The organism is Mesorhizobium sp. P170090 (assembly GCF_057786115.1).
This window is the reverse complement of the sequence record NZ_JBYNWH010000001.1, coordinates 5,247,115-5,263,245: the sequence shown is the minus strand read 5'-3', so window position 1 is coordinate 5,263,245 and position 16,131 is coordinate 5,247,115. Positions and strand designations below refer to the sequence as shown.

The window sequence follows — 16,131 nt, the reverse complement described above, 5'->3', positions numbered from 1 at the left end:
AATGACATGACCGTATCGCCCTTCGACCATCCGCTGCTCTCCGGCCTGCTCGGCGACGAGGAGGCGGCTCGGCATTTTTCGGTGGATGCGGAAATCGCCGCCATGCTCGATTTCGAGCGCGCGCTGGCGCAAGCGGAAGCCGAAAGCGGGACTATCGGCACGGATGCCGCCGCGGCGATTGTACCTGTCCTGTTGTCATACAAGCCGGACACCGCGCGGCTGCGGGCCGGTGTGGCGAAGGATGGCGTGATCGTGCCCGAACTGGTGCGCCAGTTGAAGGCAGCGGTCGGGGCGCCGCACGACGCCGGCGTGCATTTCGGCGCAACCAGCCAGGACGTCATCGACACTGGCCTGGTGCTTCGGCTGCGCCGGCTCATTGAACATCTCGACCTGCTGCTGACTGAAAACATTCTGCGGCTGGTGGGGCTGGAAGAACGTTTTGGCAGCCGTGCATTGACAGCGATGACGCGCATGCAGCCGGCGATCCCAATTCAGGCGTCGGACCGCGTGGCGGTGTGGCGCACGCCGCTGCAACGGCATCAGCAGAGACTGTCGGAGCAATCCAAGCGTCTGCTCGTGGTGCAGTTTGGCGGCGCCGCCGGCACGCTGGAGAAGCTGGGCGACAAAGGACCTGCCGTGCGCGCGGCCCTTGCCGCAAAGCTCGGCCTTGGCGACGCGCCGCAATGGCACAGCCAGCGGGATGCGCTGGCCGAATTCGCCGGGCTGCTATCGCTCATCACCGGCAGCCTCGGCAAGTTCGGCCAGGACATTGCGCTGATGGCTCAAGATAGAACCGACATCAAGCTGTCCGGCGGCGGCGGCTCGTCGGCCATGCCGCACAAGCAGAACCCGGTGAAGGCGGAAGTGCTGGTGACGCTGGCGCGCTTCAACGCCACCCAGCTTTCCGGCATGCATCAGGCGCTGGTGCATGAGCAGGAGCGCTCCGGTGCTGCCTGGACGCTGGAATGGCTGCTCTTGCCGCAGATGGCGGTTGCGACCGCGGCTGCGCTACGGCTCGCCGCCGAACTCGCCGGACAGATCGAAAGCCTGGGACACTGATGCGCACCCGGATTGTCATTGTCGGCTCCGGACCGTCCGGGCTGCTGCTTGGCCAGCTTCTCGGCACCATTGGCGTCGAGACGGTGATCCTCGAACGTTCGAGCCGGGAGCATGTGCTTGGCCGGGTGCGGGCAGGGGTGCTCGAACAAGGCACCGTCGAGTTGCTCGAAGAGGCGGGCGCAGCTGCAAGGCTGCATGCCGAGGGCCTGCTGCATGCCGGCATCTCGCTTGCCTTCGGCGGCGGCCTGCACCGGCTCGACCTCACGGCACTGACTGGGGGAAAGCATGTCACCGTCTATGGCCAGACCGAAGTGACGCACGATCTGATGGACAAGCGCGAGGCGGCCGGGCTGACCACCGTCTATGAGGCGGCCAACGTCGCGCTGCATGGTTTCGATGGCGAAGCGCCTTACGTCACCTATAGCAAGGACGGCGTCGGCCATCGCATCGACTGCGACTTCATCGCCGGCTGCGATGGCTATCACGGCGTCAGCCGCAAATCGGTGCCTGAGCGGGCGCTGAAAACCTTCGAGCGGACCTATCCCTTCGGCTGGCTCGGCGTGCTGGCCGAAGTGCCGCCGGCCGATCACGAACTGGTCTACGCCAACCATGAGCGGGGCTTTGCGCTGTGCTCGATGCGCTCGACACATCGCAGCCGCTACTATGTGCAGGTTCCGGTTGATGAGAGCGTCGAGGCCTGGAGCGACGACCGCTTCTGGGATGAGTTGCGCCGTCGCCTGCCCGAGCAGACTGCCGCCGCCGTTGTTACCGGGCCGTCCTTCGAAAAGTCGATCGCGCCGCTGCGCTCCTTCGTTGCCGAGCCGATGCGCTTCGGCCGGCTGTTCCTGGTCGGCGACGCCGCCCATATCGTGCCCCCGACCGGCGCCAAAGGGCTCAACCTCGCTGCCAGCGACGTGCGCTATCTCTTTGCCGGACTTCGCGAATTCTATCTGGACAAATCGCAGGCCGGGCTTGACGCCTATTCAGCCAAAGCGCTGGCTCGGGTGTGGAAGGCGGTGCGCTTCTCCTGGTGGATGACGACGATGCTGCACCGCTTTCCCGATACGGGCGAGTTCGGCCAGCGCATCCAGGAAGCCGAGCTCGACTATCTCGTGCATTCGCAGGCGGCGTCGACCGCGCTGGCGGAGAACTATGTCGGTTTGCCCTATTAAGGGCAGTGCGATCTCAAACCCGTTCGAGCGCCACTGCGATGCCCTGGCCGACGCCGATGCACATGGTGGCGAGCGCATAGCGGGCGCCGCGCTCGCGCAGTTCCAGCGCAGCCGTGCCTGCAATGCGCGCGCCCGACATGCCCAAGGGATGACCAAGCGCGATGGCGCCGCCATTGGGGTTGACGTGCTCCGCGTCCTCGGAGATGCCGAGTTGGCGGAGCACGGCGATGCCTTGGGAGGCGAAAGCTTCGTTGAGCTCGATGACATCGAATTGCTGCGGTGTCAGGCCGAGGCGGGCGCAGAGCTTTTGTGTCGCCGGGGCAGGGCCGATGCCCATGATGCGTGGCGCCACGCCGGCAGCAGCGCCGCCGAGGACGCGGGCGATCGGCGTCAGGCCGTATTTTTTCACAGCCGCTTCGGAGGCGATGATCAGCGCTGCCGCGCCGTCATTGACGCCGGACGCGTTGCCGGCGGTGACGGTGCCGCCCTGGCGGAACGGCGTCGGCAATTTGGCTAGCGACTCGACCGTGGTGCCGGCGCGGGGATGCTCATCCTTCGATACGATAATCGCATCGCCCTTTTTCTGTGGGGTCGTCACCGGGGTAATCTCCTTCGCCAGCCGGCCATTGGCCTGTGCCGCGACGGCCTTGTCCTGGCTGCGCACGGCAAAGGCGTCCTGGTCGGCGCGCGACACTGAAAAATCCTCGGCGACGTTCTCGCCGGTCTCCGGCATGGAATCGACGCCATACTGTTTCTTCATCAGCGGGTTGATGAAACGCCAGCCGATGGTGGTGTCGTGGATCTCGGCATGGCGCGAAAAGGCGGTCTCGGCCTTGGGCATGACGAAGGGGGCGCGGCTCATCGATTCGACGCCGCCGGCGATCATCAACTCGGCTTCGCCCGCCTTGATGGCGCGGGCGGCGATGGTGAGCGCGTCCATGCCGGACCCGCAGAGGCGATTGACGGTCGAGCCTGACACTTCCTGCGGCAATCCGGCGAGCAGGAGCGACATGCGGGCGACATTGCGATTGTCCTCGCCGGCCTGGTTGGCGCAGCCATAGACGACGTCGTCGATGGCCTGCCAGTCGATGCCGGAATTGCGCTCGACCAGCGCCTTCAGCGGAATGGCGCCGAGATCGTCGGCCCGCACCGACGACAGCGAGCCGCCGAAACGGCCGATCGGGGTGCGGATGTAATCGCAGATGAATGCCTCGGTCATGTCATGCAGCCTTTTCTTTTCCGCTTCCCTCATGCGCCGCCTTGGTGCGGGCCTGCAGGTCACGCAATGTCGTCAGCTCGAGTTCCGTCGGCGCCGGCGTTTCGTCAAGCGCCTCGGCGAACTTTACGATCCAGCCGCAGCTGTCCTGCACCTGCTGCCGCGTCACGCCGGGATGCAGCGACACCACGGTGAATTCCTTGCTCATCGGGTCGGGCTTCCAGATGGCGAGGTCGGTGATCAGCAGCGTCGGTCCAGCGGTGTCGATGCCTAGGCGCTGGCGGTGATCGCCCCCATCGCCATGGCCGAAGGAGGTGAAGAAGTCGATCTTCTCGACCATGCCGCGCTTGGACTGCGCCATGGTGATGTAGATCTCCTTCGACGAGGTGGCGATCTCCGGCGCGCCGCCGCCGCCGGGCAGGCGGGTCTTGGGATGCGCATAGTCGCCGATGATGGTGGTGTTGATGTTGCCGAACTTGTCGAGCTGGGCGGCACCGAGGAAACCGATCGAAATGCGGCCGCCCTGCAGCCAGTAACGAAACATCTCCGGCACCGAGACGGTCGTGACGGCGGTATCGCAAAGTTCGCCGTCACCGATCGACAGCGGCAAAACATCGGGCGCGGTGCCGATGGTGCCGCTTTCATAGATCAGCGTGATGTCGGGCGCATGCGTCAGCCGCGCGACGTTGCAGGCGGCTGACGGCGCGCCAATGCCGACGAAGCAGACATCGTCGTTTTTCAGGGCTCGGCTGGCGGCAATCGTCATCATCTCATTGGGAGTAAAGCCGCTCATCCCGCGCTCCTCAGATGCTTTACGCGGCCGGCGAAATCGTCCGCCGTGCGATCGAGGACATTGGCCTGCATCCAGGTCTGGAATTTTTCACGGTCGGCGGCGATGTCGTCCCATTCGAGATAGGCGGCGTTGTCCCTGGCATAGTAGCCGTGCGTGTAGGAGGGATGCGAACCGCCTGATACCACCGAGATCGCAGCGATGGTCCAGCGCGGCAGCACGGTGAGGTTGGGATGCAGGTCGTCGAAATTGTCGACGACTTCCTCTACCGTCACCACGGCGCGCTTGGCCGCGAGCACCGCTTCCTTCTGGATGCCGATAATGCCTTCGACCAGAACATTGCCTTTTTTGTCGGCCTTCTGAGCGTGGATGAACGTCACGTCCGGTCGGATGGAAGGAACGGCGGCAAGCACCTCGCCGGTGAACGGGCAGGTGACCGAGCGGATGTTGGGATTGACTGCCGCCAGCCCGGCGCCGCGATAGCCGCGGAACACCGCGCAAGGCAGGCCGGCAGCTCCCGCCTCGTAGGCGTTGGCCATGCCGGCATGGCTGTGCTCCTCGATCTCGATCGACCGGGGGAAGCCGTTCTCGATGGCGTCGCGGGCGCGGCGCAGCAGGCCGACGCCGGGATTGCCGACATAGGAGAAGATGATCTTCGTGGCCATGCCCATGCCGATCATCTGGTCGTAGATCAGGTCGGGGGTCATGCGGATGAGCGTCAGGTCGCGAAAGCCCTGGCGGATGGCCTCATGCGCCGCCGCCGTCGGGATCAGATGCGTGAAGCCTTCGAAGGCGACCGTATCGCCATCATGCAGGTTCTCAGCCACGGCCTGTTTGAGCGGCAGGAAATTGACCATCGCCAAGAACTCCGAAGTTCAAAAAGTTCGTATTGCGAACATTTGTTTTGTATGAGATATTTTTACATCGCGCCGCCGAGACGAGTCAAGGCGGCGCATTGTCTTGCGGAGGCCGCATGGAGGACAAGGCAAAGACGCGCGACCATGTCGGCTCGCTGGAGCGCGGCCTTGCAGTCATGGAGATACTGGCCCGGCATCCGGCCGGGATGACGCTGACCGAAATGGCGGAGGAGGCGGGGCTGACCCGCGCCGGCGCGCGTCGCTTCCTGCTGACGCTGACCGCCACCGGCTATGCCACGCAATCCGGCCGGCAGTTTTCGCTGTCGCCGCGCCTGCTCGCCATCGTGCGCTCTTGGCTCGGCGGCGCCTCGCTGTGGACATTCGCGGCATCCATCATGCGCGACGTCGCGGGCCAATTCGACGAGGCCTGTAACGCGGCGGTGCTGTCGGGCGAGGAAGTCGTCTATGTCGCGCGCATTCCTGGCCGCCGCATCCTCAGCGTTTCGCTCGATGTCGGCACCAGGCTGCCGGCGCATTGCACCTCGATGGGGCGCGTCCTGCTTGCGGGGCTGGGCGCGGATGAGCTGAAGGCCTTGCTTGCAGAGGCGAGGATCGAACGGCGCACGCCGAAGACGATCACCAGCCGCGCCGCGCTGGCCAAGGCCATCGACGCGGCGAGGGTGGATGGCTTTGCCGTCGTCGATGAAGAGCTGGAACTTGGCCTGCGCTCGATAGCGGTGCCGATCTATGACCGCGCCGGCAAGACCGTGGCGGCGATCAACGTCTCGACGCAGTCGGCGCGGTTCTCCGTCGAGGCGATGGAGCGGGATATCCTGCCAGCGCTGCGGACGGCCAAGCAACGGATTGAGGAATTTTTCTTCGTGTGAGCGCAAGGCTAATCGCCTGAGGGAAGCGCTGCCCCCGCTCTGTCTCGGAGACGGGAGCGCCCTACGCGGTTAGCGTCGCCATGCGAGCAAACGATGCCCTGGGGCACCTGAGCACAACGCATATGCGTGAATCCAAATATATCGTTGACGTCGCCCTTCAACTCCAATATTGAACAGGACTATACAGGTTTATTGAACAGGTACCCATATGAGGCGGCGCGTGGTTCAACTGTCTCCCGGCACGGGCAAGCCCGAGCAGATCGCCACCGTTCTCGAACATGAGATCCGCTCCGGCGTGCTTGGCTTCGGCGACCGCCTGCAAAGCGAGAACGAACTCGTCCAACGCTTCTCCGTCAGCCGCAACACGATCCGCAAGGGCCTTGAGGAGCTGTCCAGCCGTGGGCTGATAACGACCAAGGTCGGCATCGGCTCTTTCGTGACCTTCGACGGCAAGCCGGTCGACGACGCCATCGGCTGGTCGCGGGCGCTGGCCAATGCCGGCGCCAATGCCGAGACGCGGACGCTGCGGCTTGAAGTGATCGAGGATGCCGATCTTGCCGCGCTGCTTGGCATCGAAAGCCCGTTCTTCATCGCCGTCGACCGGGTGCGCACCAATGCCAGCGACGGCCATGCGATCTCCATCGAACGCAGCCGCCTGCCGCTGTCGCCCGAACTGGAGGACGTGCCGCTGCGCGGTCTGCGCGAAGGCTCGCTGCACCAGACGCTGCGCGGCGCCGGCCTCATCCCAGACCATGGCGAGGAATGGGTCGGCATCGAGATGCTGAATGCCGAAGACGCCGCCATTCTCGGCTGCCCGCAAGGCACGCCGTTCCTGCGCGGACGCCGGCTGACGCGTGCGGCCGACGACCGGCCGATCGAATATGTAACCAGCCTGCTCAACCCGGCGCATTTCGCGCTGCATATGAGGTTTTGAGCGATGCCGGACAGAACCAACGACACGCTCGATCGCGCCATGGGCGCGCTTGTCGGTGGGGCGCTCGGTGATGCGCTGGGCATGCCGACGCAGCTTCTGTCGCCGGCGCGGATCGCCGAGCTATACGGCCATGTCGAGGATTTCGTGGCGCCGTTTGCCGATCATCCGGTGTCGAAGGGGCTCGTTGCCGGCACCATCACCGACGATACCGAACAGGCGCTGCTGCTTGGTCGCATTCTGGTCCAGTCCGGCGACCGCTTCGATCATGCGCGCTGGGTGAACGCACTGCTCGACTGGGAGCGCGAGGTCAAGGCGCGCGGCAGCTATGACCTGCTGGGACCATCGACCAAGCGCGCCATCGACGCCATCAATGACGGCGTGCCGGCGGAAGAGGCGGGAAGCCGGGGCGACACCAATGGCGCGGCCATGCGCATCGCGCCGGTCGGCATCATGATGCCGCTGGAACCGCTCGACGCTTTCGTCGCCAAGGTGGCCGAAACTTGCCGTGCCACGCACAACACCTCGATCGCCATCGCTTCGGCCGCAGCAGTTGCCGCCGCCGCCAGCCACGGCGTCGCCGGTGGCGACTGGCGTGCCGCTTCCGACAGCGCGGTAGCAGCCGCGCGGCGAGGCGCCCGGCTCGGACATTGGGTGACTGGTGGCGATATCGCCGCGCGTATCGCCTGGGCGCAGGAGCTCGTGCGCGGCAAGACCATGCGGGATGCGATCGGGCTCATCACCGATCTCGTCGGCACCGGTGTGGCCAGCCAGGAGTCCGTGCCGGCAGCTTTCGCCGTGCTTGAAGTCGCGCAGGGCGATCCCTGGCAAGCGGCAATCATCAGCGCCAATCTCGGCGGCGACACCGACACGATCGGCGCGATTGCCTCAGGCATGGCCGGCGCCTGCGTCGGCTTTTCGCAACTGCCGCAACAACACATTGCCGGGCTCGTCGGCATAGATATGGGGGAGGTGCGCTCGCTTGCCGAAGACCTCGTCGCGGCGCGCACGGCAAAGGCCAGCAAGGATGCCGCGGCATGAGTGGGCGTCTGGTCCATATCGGCAGCGCCGTCGTCGACTATGTCTACCGCATCGACGCCTTGCCGGCGCCGGGCTGCGAGAAGACCGCGTCGAGCTTTGCGCAGGTCGCCGGCGGCGGCTTCAACATGATGGTCGCGGCCAGCCGCACCGGCATGACGGTGGTGTTCGGCGGCCAGCTCGGCAGCGGACCGAATGGCGATTTTTTGCGCGCCGCGTTTGCGGCCGAAGGCATCATAACGCTGACGTCGCCATCCCCTGTCATGGACAGCGGCAATTGCGTCGCCATGATCTCCGGGGATGCCGAGCGCACCTTCGTGTCGTGGCCCGGTGCGGAGAGCATTCTCAGCCTCGAGATGATGAGGCCCGTGGTGGTCGCGTCTGATGATTGGGTGTTCACGTCGGGCTACACGCTGAGCTATCTCGGAAGCCGCAACGCGCTGACCGACTGGATCGAGGCGCTGCCAGAAAACATTCCCTTCGTTTTCGATCCAACGCCGGTCATCGCGGATATCCCGCGTCCCATCCTGTCGCGGGTGCTTGCCCGTACGACATGGCTGAGCTGCAACATGACGGAAGCGGTCGAGATCGCTGGGCAAGGCGATGTCGAGGCACTCGCCGCCCGGCTGCTCGCCGACCACTGCCCAAAGGCCGAAGGCGTCGTTATCCGCGCCGGCGCCAAGGGCTGTTTCGTGAGGTTGGTCAATGGCGAGACGCAGACCATTGCCGGCTTCAAGGTCGATGCCATCGACACCAATGGCGCCGGCGACACCCATATCGGCGGTTTCGTCAGTGCACTCTCGCGCGGCGTGCATCCCTTCGAGGCGGCGCGCTATGCCAATGCGGCGGCAGCACTTTCCGTCACCCGCCATGGCGGCTCATCGGCGCCGACCGACAGCGAGATCCAGACTTTCCTGAGCCAGGCCGCCACGGGCGAGCCGGGCCAGAACCAGAAGGCCCATCAGACAGCCTGACCCGCCAAGCGGGCAAACAAGAGAGGAACGAACATGCGCATGCCAAGACTGACTGCCCTGCTGACGGCGACCGCCGTCATCACCTCCGCGCTCACGCTGGCCGCCAGTGCCGCCGAAGTGCATGTGCTCAACTGGAAGGGCTACGGCGCCGACGAGCCGTGGGCGATCGAAGCCTTCGAAAAGGCGACCGGCAACAAGGTCGTCAACGACTTCTTCAATTCCGAACAGGAAATGCTGACCAAGATCCGCACCAATCCGGGCCTCTATGACGTGGTCATGATCAACGCCGCCTTCAACGATCAGGCGATGGCGGAAAAGCTGATCCAGCCGATCGATGTCTCGAAGCTGCCGAACTATGCCGACATCAGCAAGGACAAGGCGCAATCACCGATGCTCGACCATGACGGCAAGGTCTATGGCGTGCCGTGGGTGTGGGGCCTGACGGCGCTGGCAATCAACGAAAAGTCCTTCGACAAGCCGCCGACCTCGATCGCCGAAATGTGGGACCCAGCGCATAAGGGCCGGGTCGTCATTCGCGACGACGCTGTCGAAGCGGTGCAGTTCGGCGCCATCGCCACCGGTCAGAATATCAACGACATCAAGGATATGGAAGCGGTCAAGGCGAAGCTGACCTCGCTGATGCCGCAGATCAAGACGTTCTGGAGTTCGGAGAACGACTGGAACCAGATGGTCGCCTCCAACCAGATCGACATCGGCACCTATTGGAGCGGCTCGGCCGACCGTGCCAAGACGCATTTCAAGCTGCCGGTCTCGCTGGTCGTTCCGCAGGAAGGCGCCGTCGCCTGGCTCGACGCGTTCTCGATCCCGGTGGGCTCGAAGAATGTCGAAGGTGCGCAGGCCTTCATCAACTGGATGATCGATCCGAAATTCTATGTCGAATGGGTCACCAAGGTCGGCGCTCCGGTGTCGGCCAACACCAAGGCGGTGGAAGCGCTGCCTGAAGACTCCTTCAACCGCAAGGTGATGGGCGATCCCGAGGTGGCCAAGCGCATCCAGTTCCAGGCGCCGATCACCGACGCGCAGCGCGAGGCCTATCTGGCGCTGTGGCAGCAGCTCAAAGTCGACGTGAAGTAACGCTCACGTCCGGACCAGCCGGCGGTTGGCGCCGGCTGGCCCTTCAATCCTGGGGAGGAGGGTATCATGGCGGTACAGGGTGCGGTCGCGTCGCGCAGCGGGCTGAGATCGGCCCTGCCGCTGCTGGCGCCGGCCTATCTCTGGCTGACGGTGGCGATCTTCCTGCCGCTCTCGGCCATGGTGTTCTTCTCCTTCATGACCGACCTGCCGCTGTCGGGAAAGCCGTGGGCCTTGACCCTTGGCAATTACGCCGCCTTCTTCTCGCAGAGCCTGTACCTGACGCTGCTGCTCGCTTCGCTGCGGCTCGGCCTCGAAGTGACTTTGTGGTGCGTCGTCATCGGTTATCCCGCAGCCTATGTGTTGGCCAAGGTGCTGAAGGGGCGCAGCCGCGAGGCGATCTTCCTGCTGGTCATCCTGCCGTTCTGGTCGAACGGGCTGGTGCGCATCTTCTCCTGGGCGATGGTGCTGCGCGAGGGCGGCATCCTCGACACGGCGCTCAACGCCGTGCTGCCGTTCAATATCAACATCGACCTGATGTATTCCTACCCCGCAGTCATCATCGGCCTGGTGCACTCCTACGTGCCCTACATGGTGCTGACCTGTTACCTCACTTTGCAGGCCATCGACGACTCGCTGATCGAGGCCGGACGTTCGCTGGGCGCCTCGCGGCTGCAGGTGCTGAAGCGGGTGATCATCCCGCTGTCTATGCCCGGCCTGGTGGCAGGTGCGGCACTGATCTTCGTGCCGGTCGTCGGCTCGTTCATGGAGCCGCGCATTCTCGGCGGCCGCACCGGCACGTTCTATGGCACGGTGATCGAGGACCAGTTCGTCGCCGTCTTCAACTGGCCGCTGGGGGCGGCGCTTTCCTTCATCCTGCTGGCGGTGGTGCTGGTGATCCTGGCGGTTGCCTCGCCGGTGCTGCGGAGGGCTGCTTGATGATGACGACCCGCATAATCGAAGGACTAGGCCGCTTCTACATCGGACTGCTGCTCGTCTTCCTCTATCTGCCGATCATCATCATGGCGCTGATGTCGTTCAACGTCTCGCCCTTCTACCAATTGCCGTTCGAATGGACGACGGAATGGTATGCCTCGCTCTGGCAGAACGACCAGCTGATCGCGGCGACCTGGAACAGCCTCGAGATCGCGGTCATCACCACGCTCATCTCAGTGGTGCTTGGCTCGGCCGCTTCGCTGGCGCTCTTCCGCTACGACTTCCGCGGCAAGAAAGTGCTGCAGGCGCTGCTGTTTCCGCCGATCGCCATTCCGTGGCTGATCACCGGCACGGCGATGCTGATCTTCTTCTTCGGCGTCGGCATTGGCCGCGGCCTGTTAGCCATCCTGCTCGGCCATGTGGCGCTGGCGCTGCCCTATGTCATCGTCGTCGTCTCGGCCCGGCTGCAGACTTTTGCACCGGAGCTGGAAGAGGCGGCGCGCTCGCTCGGCGCCAACCAGTGGCAAGTGACGAGGCGTGTGACGCTGCCGTGGATCATGCCCGGCGTCATTGCCGGCGGCTTGTTCGCATTTGCCGTGTCGTTCGACCAGTTTGTCGTCTCCTACTTCCTGGCGACGCCGGGGCAGACGACGCTGCCGGTGGAAATCTACGCCGCGATCCGCAAGGGGTTCACGCCCGAGATCAACGCGGTCTCGACCATCATCATCGTCGTGTCGATGGCGCTGATGCTGCTCACGGCGCGCTTCTTCAAATTCGGCGGAGAGAAATAATGGCCGGCGTGCAGGTATCGAACGTCTCGCGCAGTTTTGGCGCGCACAAGGCGCTGGACGACGTCTCCATCGATTTTGCCGATGGCGGCTTTTATGGGCTGCTTGGCCCCTCGGGCAGCGGCAAGACCACGCTGCTGCGCCAGATCGCCGGCTTCGACTTTCCCGACTCCGGGCGCATCGCCATTGGCGGCGAGAGCGTCGAACGGGTGCCGGTCGAAAAGCGGCGCATCGGCATGGTGTTCCAGAACTATGCGCTGTTTCCCAATATGAGCGTCGCCGATAATGTCGCCTTCGGCCTGTCGGTGCGCGGCGAAACGAAAGCGACGATCGCCACCGAAGTGCAGCGCGCGCTCGATCTGGTTCAGCTCGGCAAACTCGGCGAGCGCCGGCCGCACCAGCTCTCCGGCGGCCAACGCCAGCGTGTGGCGCTGGCGCGCGCCATCGTCACCAAGCCGCGCGTGCTGTTGCTCGACGAGCCGCTCGGCGCGCTCGACAAGGCGCTGCGCGTCGACATGCAGATCGAGCTGAAGCGCATCCAGCGCGAGATCGGCATCACCACCATCTTCGTCACCCACGACCAGGAAGAGGCGCTGACGATGAGCGACCGCATCGGCATATTGCGGGACGGCAGGCTCGTGCAGGAAGGGCCGCCGGAGGAAATCTACGACCGGCCGAAGAGCGAATTCGCCGCCACCTTCCTTGGCGACGCAAACATTTTTCGCGGCGATGCGACCGGCAACGGCATCCGGCTGCCTGACGGCACGGCGATCGCCGCCGGGGTGGGTGATCGGCTTGCCGCCGGTACGAAGGCCAGCTGCGCCGTGCGTCCCGAACGCATTCGCATCGCCACCGATGCCGGGGTTGCGGATGCGGCCAATGCCAACGCTCTGAAGGGCCAGATCTCCAAGCGCATTTTCGCCGGCAACAACAGCACCTATTTCGTCGAGCGTGCCGGCCAGACGTTGAAAGTCATCGTCCAGAATACCGGCAGTGACCGGCTGGCCGAGGGCCAGAATGTAATGCTCAGCTGGTCGCCGGAAAGCACCGTGCTGATTGCCGCAAACTAGTTCGCACCGTCACCCCGGCATGGTTCTGATGGGAATTGATGGAGCGGACCTTGGCTGATGGGCCGGCCATGGCGTTATATCCTGTCGTCCAAGGGAGGAATGGATGGCAGGCCAGGGTTTCGAGCCGGATGTGAGGGTTCGCACCAGCGAATACCGGATCGGTTGCATCGGCGCCGGCATGATCATGGCCGAATGCCATCTTGCCGCCTATGCGCAGGCCGGTTTCCCAGTCGTCGCCATCGCCTCGCGCACCAAGACCAGCGCCGAGAAGGTGGCGAAGCGCTGGAGCATTGCGACCGTCCACGACACACCGGAACAGCTGATCGAGGATTCTGAGGTCGAGATCGTCGACCTTGCCTTTCCGCCCGACCAGCAGCCGGCGCTGATCCGCCATGCGCTGAAGCAGCCTCACATCAAGGCGATCCTGGCGCAGAAGCCACTGGCGCTGTCGGTCGATGAAGCCGTGAAGCTGCGCGACGAGGCAGCCAAGTCAGGCAAGATCCTCTCGGTCAACCAGAACATGCGCTACGACCAGTCGATGCGCGTCCTGAAGCAGATCATCGACAGCGGCGCGCTGGGCGACATTGTCTTTGCGCAGATCGACATGCATGCGATCCCGCACTGGCAGACTTTCCTTCAGGACTACGACCGGCTGACGCTCGCCAATATGAGCGTGCATCATCTGGACGTGCTGCGCTTCCTGTTCGGCGATCCCTCGGAAATCACCACGCTGACGCGCAAGGATCCGCGCACGACATTCGACCATTCAGACGGCATCACCGTCTCGACGCTGCGCTTTCCCTCCGGCGTGCTCGCCGTGTCGCTGGAGGATGTCTGGTCCGGACCGCGCCAGGAGGGCTATGAGGACGACCAGCACATCAACTGGCGCGTCGACGGCACCAAGGGTGTCGCCAAAGGCACGATCGGCTGGCCGAAAGGCGTGGCCTCGACGCTGACCTATGCGTCGACCAAGACGACCGGCGGCGAATGGGTCAGCCCGAGCTGGGACACGATGTGGTTCCCGCATGCCTTCATCGGCGTGATGGAGCAATTGCAGCATGCGGTGAAGACAGGCGCGCCGCCGGCGCTCTCCGTCGCCGATAACGTCAAGACAATGGCACTGGTCGAGGCGGGCTACCGCTCGATGGCGCAAGGCCGCACCGTCAAACTGTCCGAGATATCGATCGACTGAACATGCCGCCGAATAGTGTGGCGGCTGAATCGCTTACCGGGAGGAGTTCACATCATGATGCAGGCAGGTATCTTCACCGGCTATTTCCCCTATGAGCTCGCGGAGGCCGCCCGCCGCATCCGTGCACTCGGCTTCAACACAGTGCAGCTCGACATGCATTTCAGGGATGTCGATCTCACGGCCGGGCAGATCACCGGGGACAAGGCGAGAACAGTGCGCGACACGTTTCGCGACCACAATCTGCCGGTCTGCTGCATCTCGGGCTACACCAACATCATCCATCCCGACAAATCCGAGCGCGAGAAGCGCGTCGGCTATCTCAAGGAAATCATCCGCAATGCGCGCGACTTCGGCTCGCCCTACGTGATCTCGGAGACCGGCACCTACAACACCGAATCCGACTGGGTGCATCATCCCAAAAACAAGACCGAGGAAGGCTTCGAGGAATGCCGCAAGGTGATCTCGGATCTTGCCCAGACGGCTTACGACCATGGCGCGGTGTTCCTGCTCGAAACCTATGTCAACAATGTCGTCGGTTCGGTCGAGGAGACGGTCAAAATGTTCGCGCAGGTCGACCATCCGGGCCTCGGCCTGCTGATGGATCCGACCAATTATTTCGAGGCGCACAATATCGACCGCATGGACCAGGTGCTGAACCAGGTGTTCGACACGCTGGCCGACAAGATCCGCATCGCGCACGCCAAGGACGTCAAGCGCTCAGGCAGCGACAAGACCGAGAAGCATGCCGATATCGGCGACGCGGACGCGCATGAGGGGCTGACCTTCCGCGGCGTCGGCGAGATCGAGCTGCCGGCGCCCGGGCTGGGATCGCTGAATTACGATCTCTATCTGCAGCGGCTCAGTGAGAAGCACCCGAACATCCCTGTTATCATCGAGCATCTGACCGAGGACGACGTGCCGCGGGCGAAAACATTTCTCGACGGGAAGTTCCGCGCCAACGGGCTTTGAGGTAGGCGAGACGGTGATGGCGACGGCGGCCAAGACAAAGCGCGATTACGGCCTGGTCGGCGAAAGCACCCGCCGGGCGATCGAGACCGGGATGGCCTCGGCCGAGTGGTATCACACCGACGTGCCGCGCAAGGCAATGAAGGAAATGATGCAGCGCTCCGACGGGCCGGCGATCCGCGATACAGTGATCTGGATCGCAGCCATCCTGGGCTCGGCCGCCGGCATCGTGTGGTTCTGGGGCACGTGGTGGGTGGTGCCGTTCCTGCTCGTCTATGGCGTGCTCTATGGATCGTCGAGCGATTCGCGCTGGCACGAATGCGGCCATGGCACCGCCTTCCGCACACGCTGGATGAACGATGCGATCTACGAAATCGCCAGCTTCATGGTGGTGCGCAATCCGGTGCAATGGCGCTGGAGCCATGCGCGGCATCACACCGACACGATCATCGTCGGCCGTGACGCCGAGATCGCGGTAATGCGGCCGCCAAATCTGGTCAAGGCGGCGCTTGCCTTCACCGGCATTCTCGATTTCCGTTATTCGCTGCCGATCCTGGCGCGCCAGGCGTTGGGCAAGCTGTCGGACGACGAAAAGAGCTACATTCCTGAGACCGAACAGGGCAAGGCCATCACGGCGGCGCGCTGGCATGTCGCCGTGTACGTTGCGACGATCGCCCTCGCGATCGCGCTGGGTTCATGGCTGCCGCTGGTGCTGATCGGCCTGCCGCGTTTTTATGGCAGCTGGCACATGGTTCTGACCGGCCTGCTGCAGCATATCGGGTTGGCCGACAATGTCGTCGACCACCGGCTGAACACGCGCACCGTCTACATGAACCCGGTCAGCCGCTTCATCTACTGGAACATGAATTACCACGTCGAGCATCACATGTTTCCGATGGTGCCCTACCATGCGCTGCCGAGGCTGCACGAGCTGGTCAAGCACGACCTGCCGGCGGCGAACCCGTCCATGTGGCATGCCTATCGCGAGGTCTGGCCGGTGCTGCTGAAGCAGCTGCGGTACGAGGATTATTTCCTCAAGCGCGAATTGCCGCCGACGGCGCGGCCCTATCGCGGTGAATTTCACGAGCTCGATATGTCGGCAGCGGCCGAGTAGCGAATAAACCACCCGCCTTCTATCCGGCCTGTTACGGGGCCGGTAAGGT

At 64.1% G+C, this 16,131-nt stretch carries 16 protein-coding genes; 13 read left to right on the top strand and 3 right to left on the bottom strand.

Features of this window, described 5'->3' with window-relative positions; translation table 11 throughout:
• The first annotated feature begins 6 nt into the window (after positions 1-6).
• Positions 7-1,059, top strand: coding sequence for a 3-carboxy-cis,cis-muconate cycloisomerase (locus tag AC3EML_RS25485; RefSeq protein WP_023685270.1), 1,053 nt, complete (start codon positions 7-9; stop codon positions 1,057-1,059).
• Positions 1,059-2,231, top strand: a complete 1,173-nt coding sequence (gene pobA, locus AC3EML_RS25480) for a 4-hydroxybenzoate 3-monooxygenase (protein ID WP_023685269.1) — start codon at positions 1,059-1,061, stop codon at positions 2,229-2,231. The genes AC3EML_RS25485 and pobA overlap by 1 nt, the downstream gene beginning before the upstream one ends.
• A gap of 13 nt (positions 2,232-2,244) precedes the next feature.
• Here pobA and pcaF read toward each other — a convergent pair whose 3' ends face one another.
• Genes pcaF through AC3EML_RS25465 form a run of 3 tightly spaced genes read right to left on the bottom strand, consistent with a single transcriptional unit; the run spans position 2,245 to position 5,094 of the window.
• Entirely contained in the window at positions 2,245-3,450 is a 1,206-nt protein-coding gene (pcaF, locus tag AC3EML_RS25475; protein WP_352521546.1) for a 3-oxoadipyl-CoA thiolase, read from the bottom strand.
• 1 nt (position 3,451) lies between these two features.
• Positions 3,452-4,240: a CoA-transferase subunit beta gene (locus tag AC3EML_RS25470; protein WP_023690761.1), complete on the bottom strand. Its 789-nt coding sequence runs from the start codon at positions 4,238-4,240 to the stop codon at positions 3,452-3,454.
• The gene (locus tag AC3EML_RS25465; protein ID WP_352521547.1) at positions 4,237-5,094 is read right to left on the bottom strand and encodes a CoA transferase subunit A; all 858 of its coding nucleotides are present in this window, start codon (positions 5,092-5,094) and stop codon (positions 4,237-4,239) included. Before AC3EML_RS25465 ends, AC3EML_RS25470 begins: the two co-directional genes overlap by 4 nt.
• A 116-nt stretch (positions 5,095-5,210) precedes the next feature.
• On the opposite strand from AC3EML_RS25465, the gene AC3EML_RS25460 reads away from it, so the two are divergent.
• The 11 genes from AC3EML_RS25460 to AC3EML_RS25410 all read left to right on the top strand — a co-directional run bounded on the left by AC3EML_RS25460 (position 5,211) and on the right by AC3EML_RS25410 (position 16,082).
• Positions 5,211-5,981, top strand: a complete 771-nt coding sequence (locus AC3EML_RS25460; RefSeq protein ID WP_023729434.1) for an IclR family transcriptional regulator domain-containing protein — start codon at positions 5,211-5,213, stop codon at positions 5,979-5,981.
• Between the two features lie 208 nt (positions 5,982-6,189).
• On the top strand, positions 6,190-6,915 hold the full coding sequence (locus AC3EML_RS25455; RefSeq protein WP_023752095.1) for a GntR family transcriptional regulator: 726 nt from the start codon (positions 6,190-6,192) through the stop codon (positions 6,913-6,915).
• Positions 6,916-6,918: 3 nt separating this feature from the next.
• Positions 6,919-7,953 carry an ADP-ribosylglycohydrolase family protein gene (locus AC3EML_RS25450; RefSeq protein ID WP_023696232.1) on the top strand — a complete coding sequence of 345 codons (1,035 nt, stop codon included), beginning with the start codon at positions 6,919-6,921 and terminating at the stop codon, positions 7,951-7,953.
• A complete protein-coding gene (locus tag AC3EML_RS25445; protein ID WP_023752094.1) occupies positions 7,950-8,924 on the top strand; it encodes a PfkB family carbohydrate kinase in 975 nt (324 codons plus the stop codon). Before AC3EML_RS25450 ends, AC3EML_RS25445 begins: the two co-directional genes overlap by 4 nt.
• A gap of 33 nt (positions 8,925-8,957) precedes the next feature.
• Positions 8,958-10,019: an ABC transporter substrate-binding protein gene (locus tag AC3EML_RS25440; RefSeq protein ID WP_023687931.1), complete on the top strand. Its 1,062-nt coding sequence runs from the start codon at positions 8,958-8,960 to the stop codon at positions 10,017-10,019.
• 66 nt (positions 10,020-10,085) lie between these two features.
• On the top strand, positions 10,086-10,955 hold the full coding sequence (locus AC3EML_RS25435; protein WP_023712105.1) for an ABC transporter permease: 870 nt from the start codon (positions 10,086-10,088) through the stop codon (positions 10,953-10,955).
• Positions 10,955-11,743 (top strand): ABC transporter permease, encoded by a 789-nt coding sequence (locus tag AC3EML_RS25430; protein ID WP_352518740.1) that lies wholly within the window; start codon positions 10,955-10,957, stop codon positions 11,741-11,743. Before AC3EML_RS25435 ends, AC3EML_RS25430 begins: the two co-directional genes overlap by 1 nt.
• On the top strand, positions 11,743-12,810 hold the full coding sequence (locus AC3EML_RS25425) for an ABC transporter ATP-binding protein (RefSeq protein WP_352518739.1): 1,068 nt from the start codon (positions 11,743-11,745) through the stop codon (positions 12,808-12,810). The genes AC3EML_RS25430 and AC3EML_RS25425 overlap by 1 nt, the downstream gene beginning before the upstream one ends.
• Positions 12,811-12,913: 103 nt before the next feature.
• Positions 12,914-14,002 carry a Gfo/Idh/MocA family protein gene (locus AC3EML_RS25420; RefSeq protein WP_023712102.1) on the top strand — a complete coding sequence of 363 codons (1,089 nt, stop codon included), beginning with the start codon at positions 12,914-12,916 and terminating at the stop codon, positions 14,000-14,002.
• A gap of 54 nt (positions 14,003-14,056) precedes the next feature.
• Entirely contained in the window at positions 14,057-14,971 is a 915-nt protein-coding gene (locus AC3EML_RS25415) for a sugar phosphate isomerase/epimerase family protein (RefSeq protein ID WP_023705643.1), read from the top strand.
• Positions 14,972-14,987: 16 nt separating this feature from the next.
• Positions 14,988-16,082 carry a fatty acid desaturase family protein gene (locus AC3EML_RS25410; RefSeq protein ID WP_023753589.1) on the top strand — a complete coding sequence of 365 codons (1,095 nt, stop codon included), beginning with the start codon at positions 14,988-14,990 and terminating at the stop codon, positions 16,080-16,082.
• Positions 16,083-16,131 lie beyond the last annotated feature (49 nt).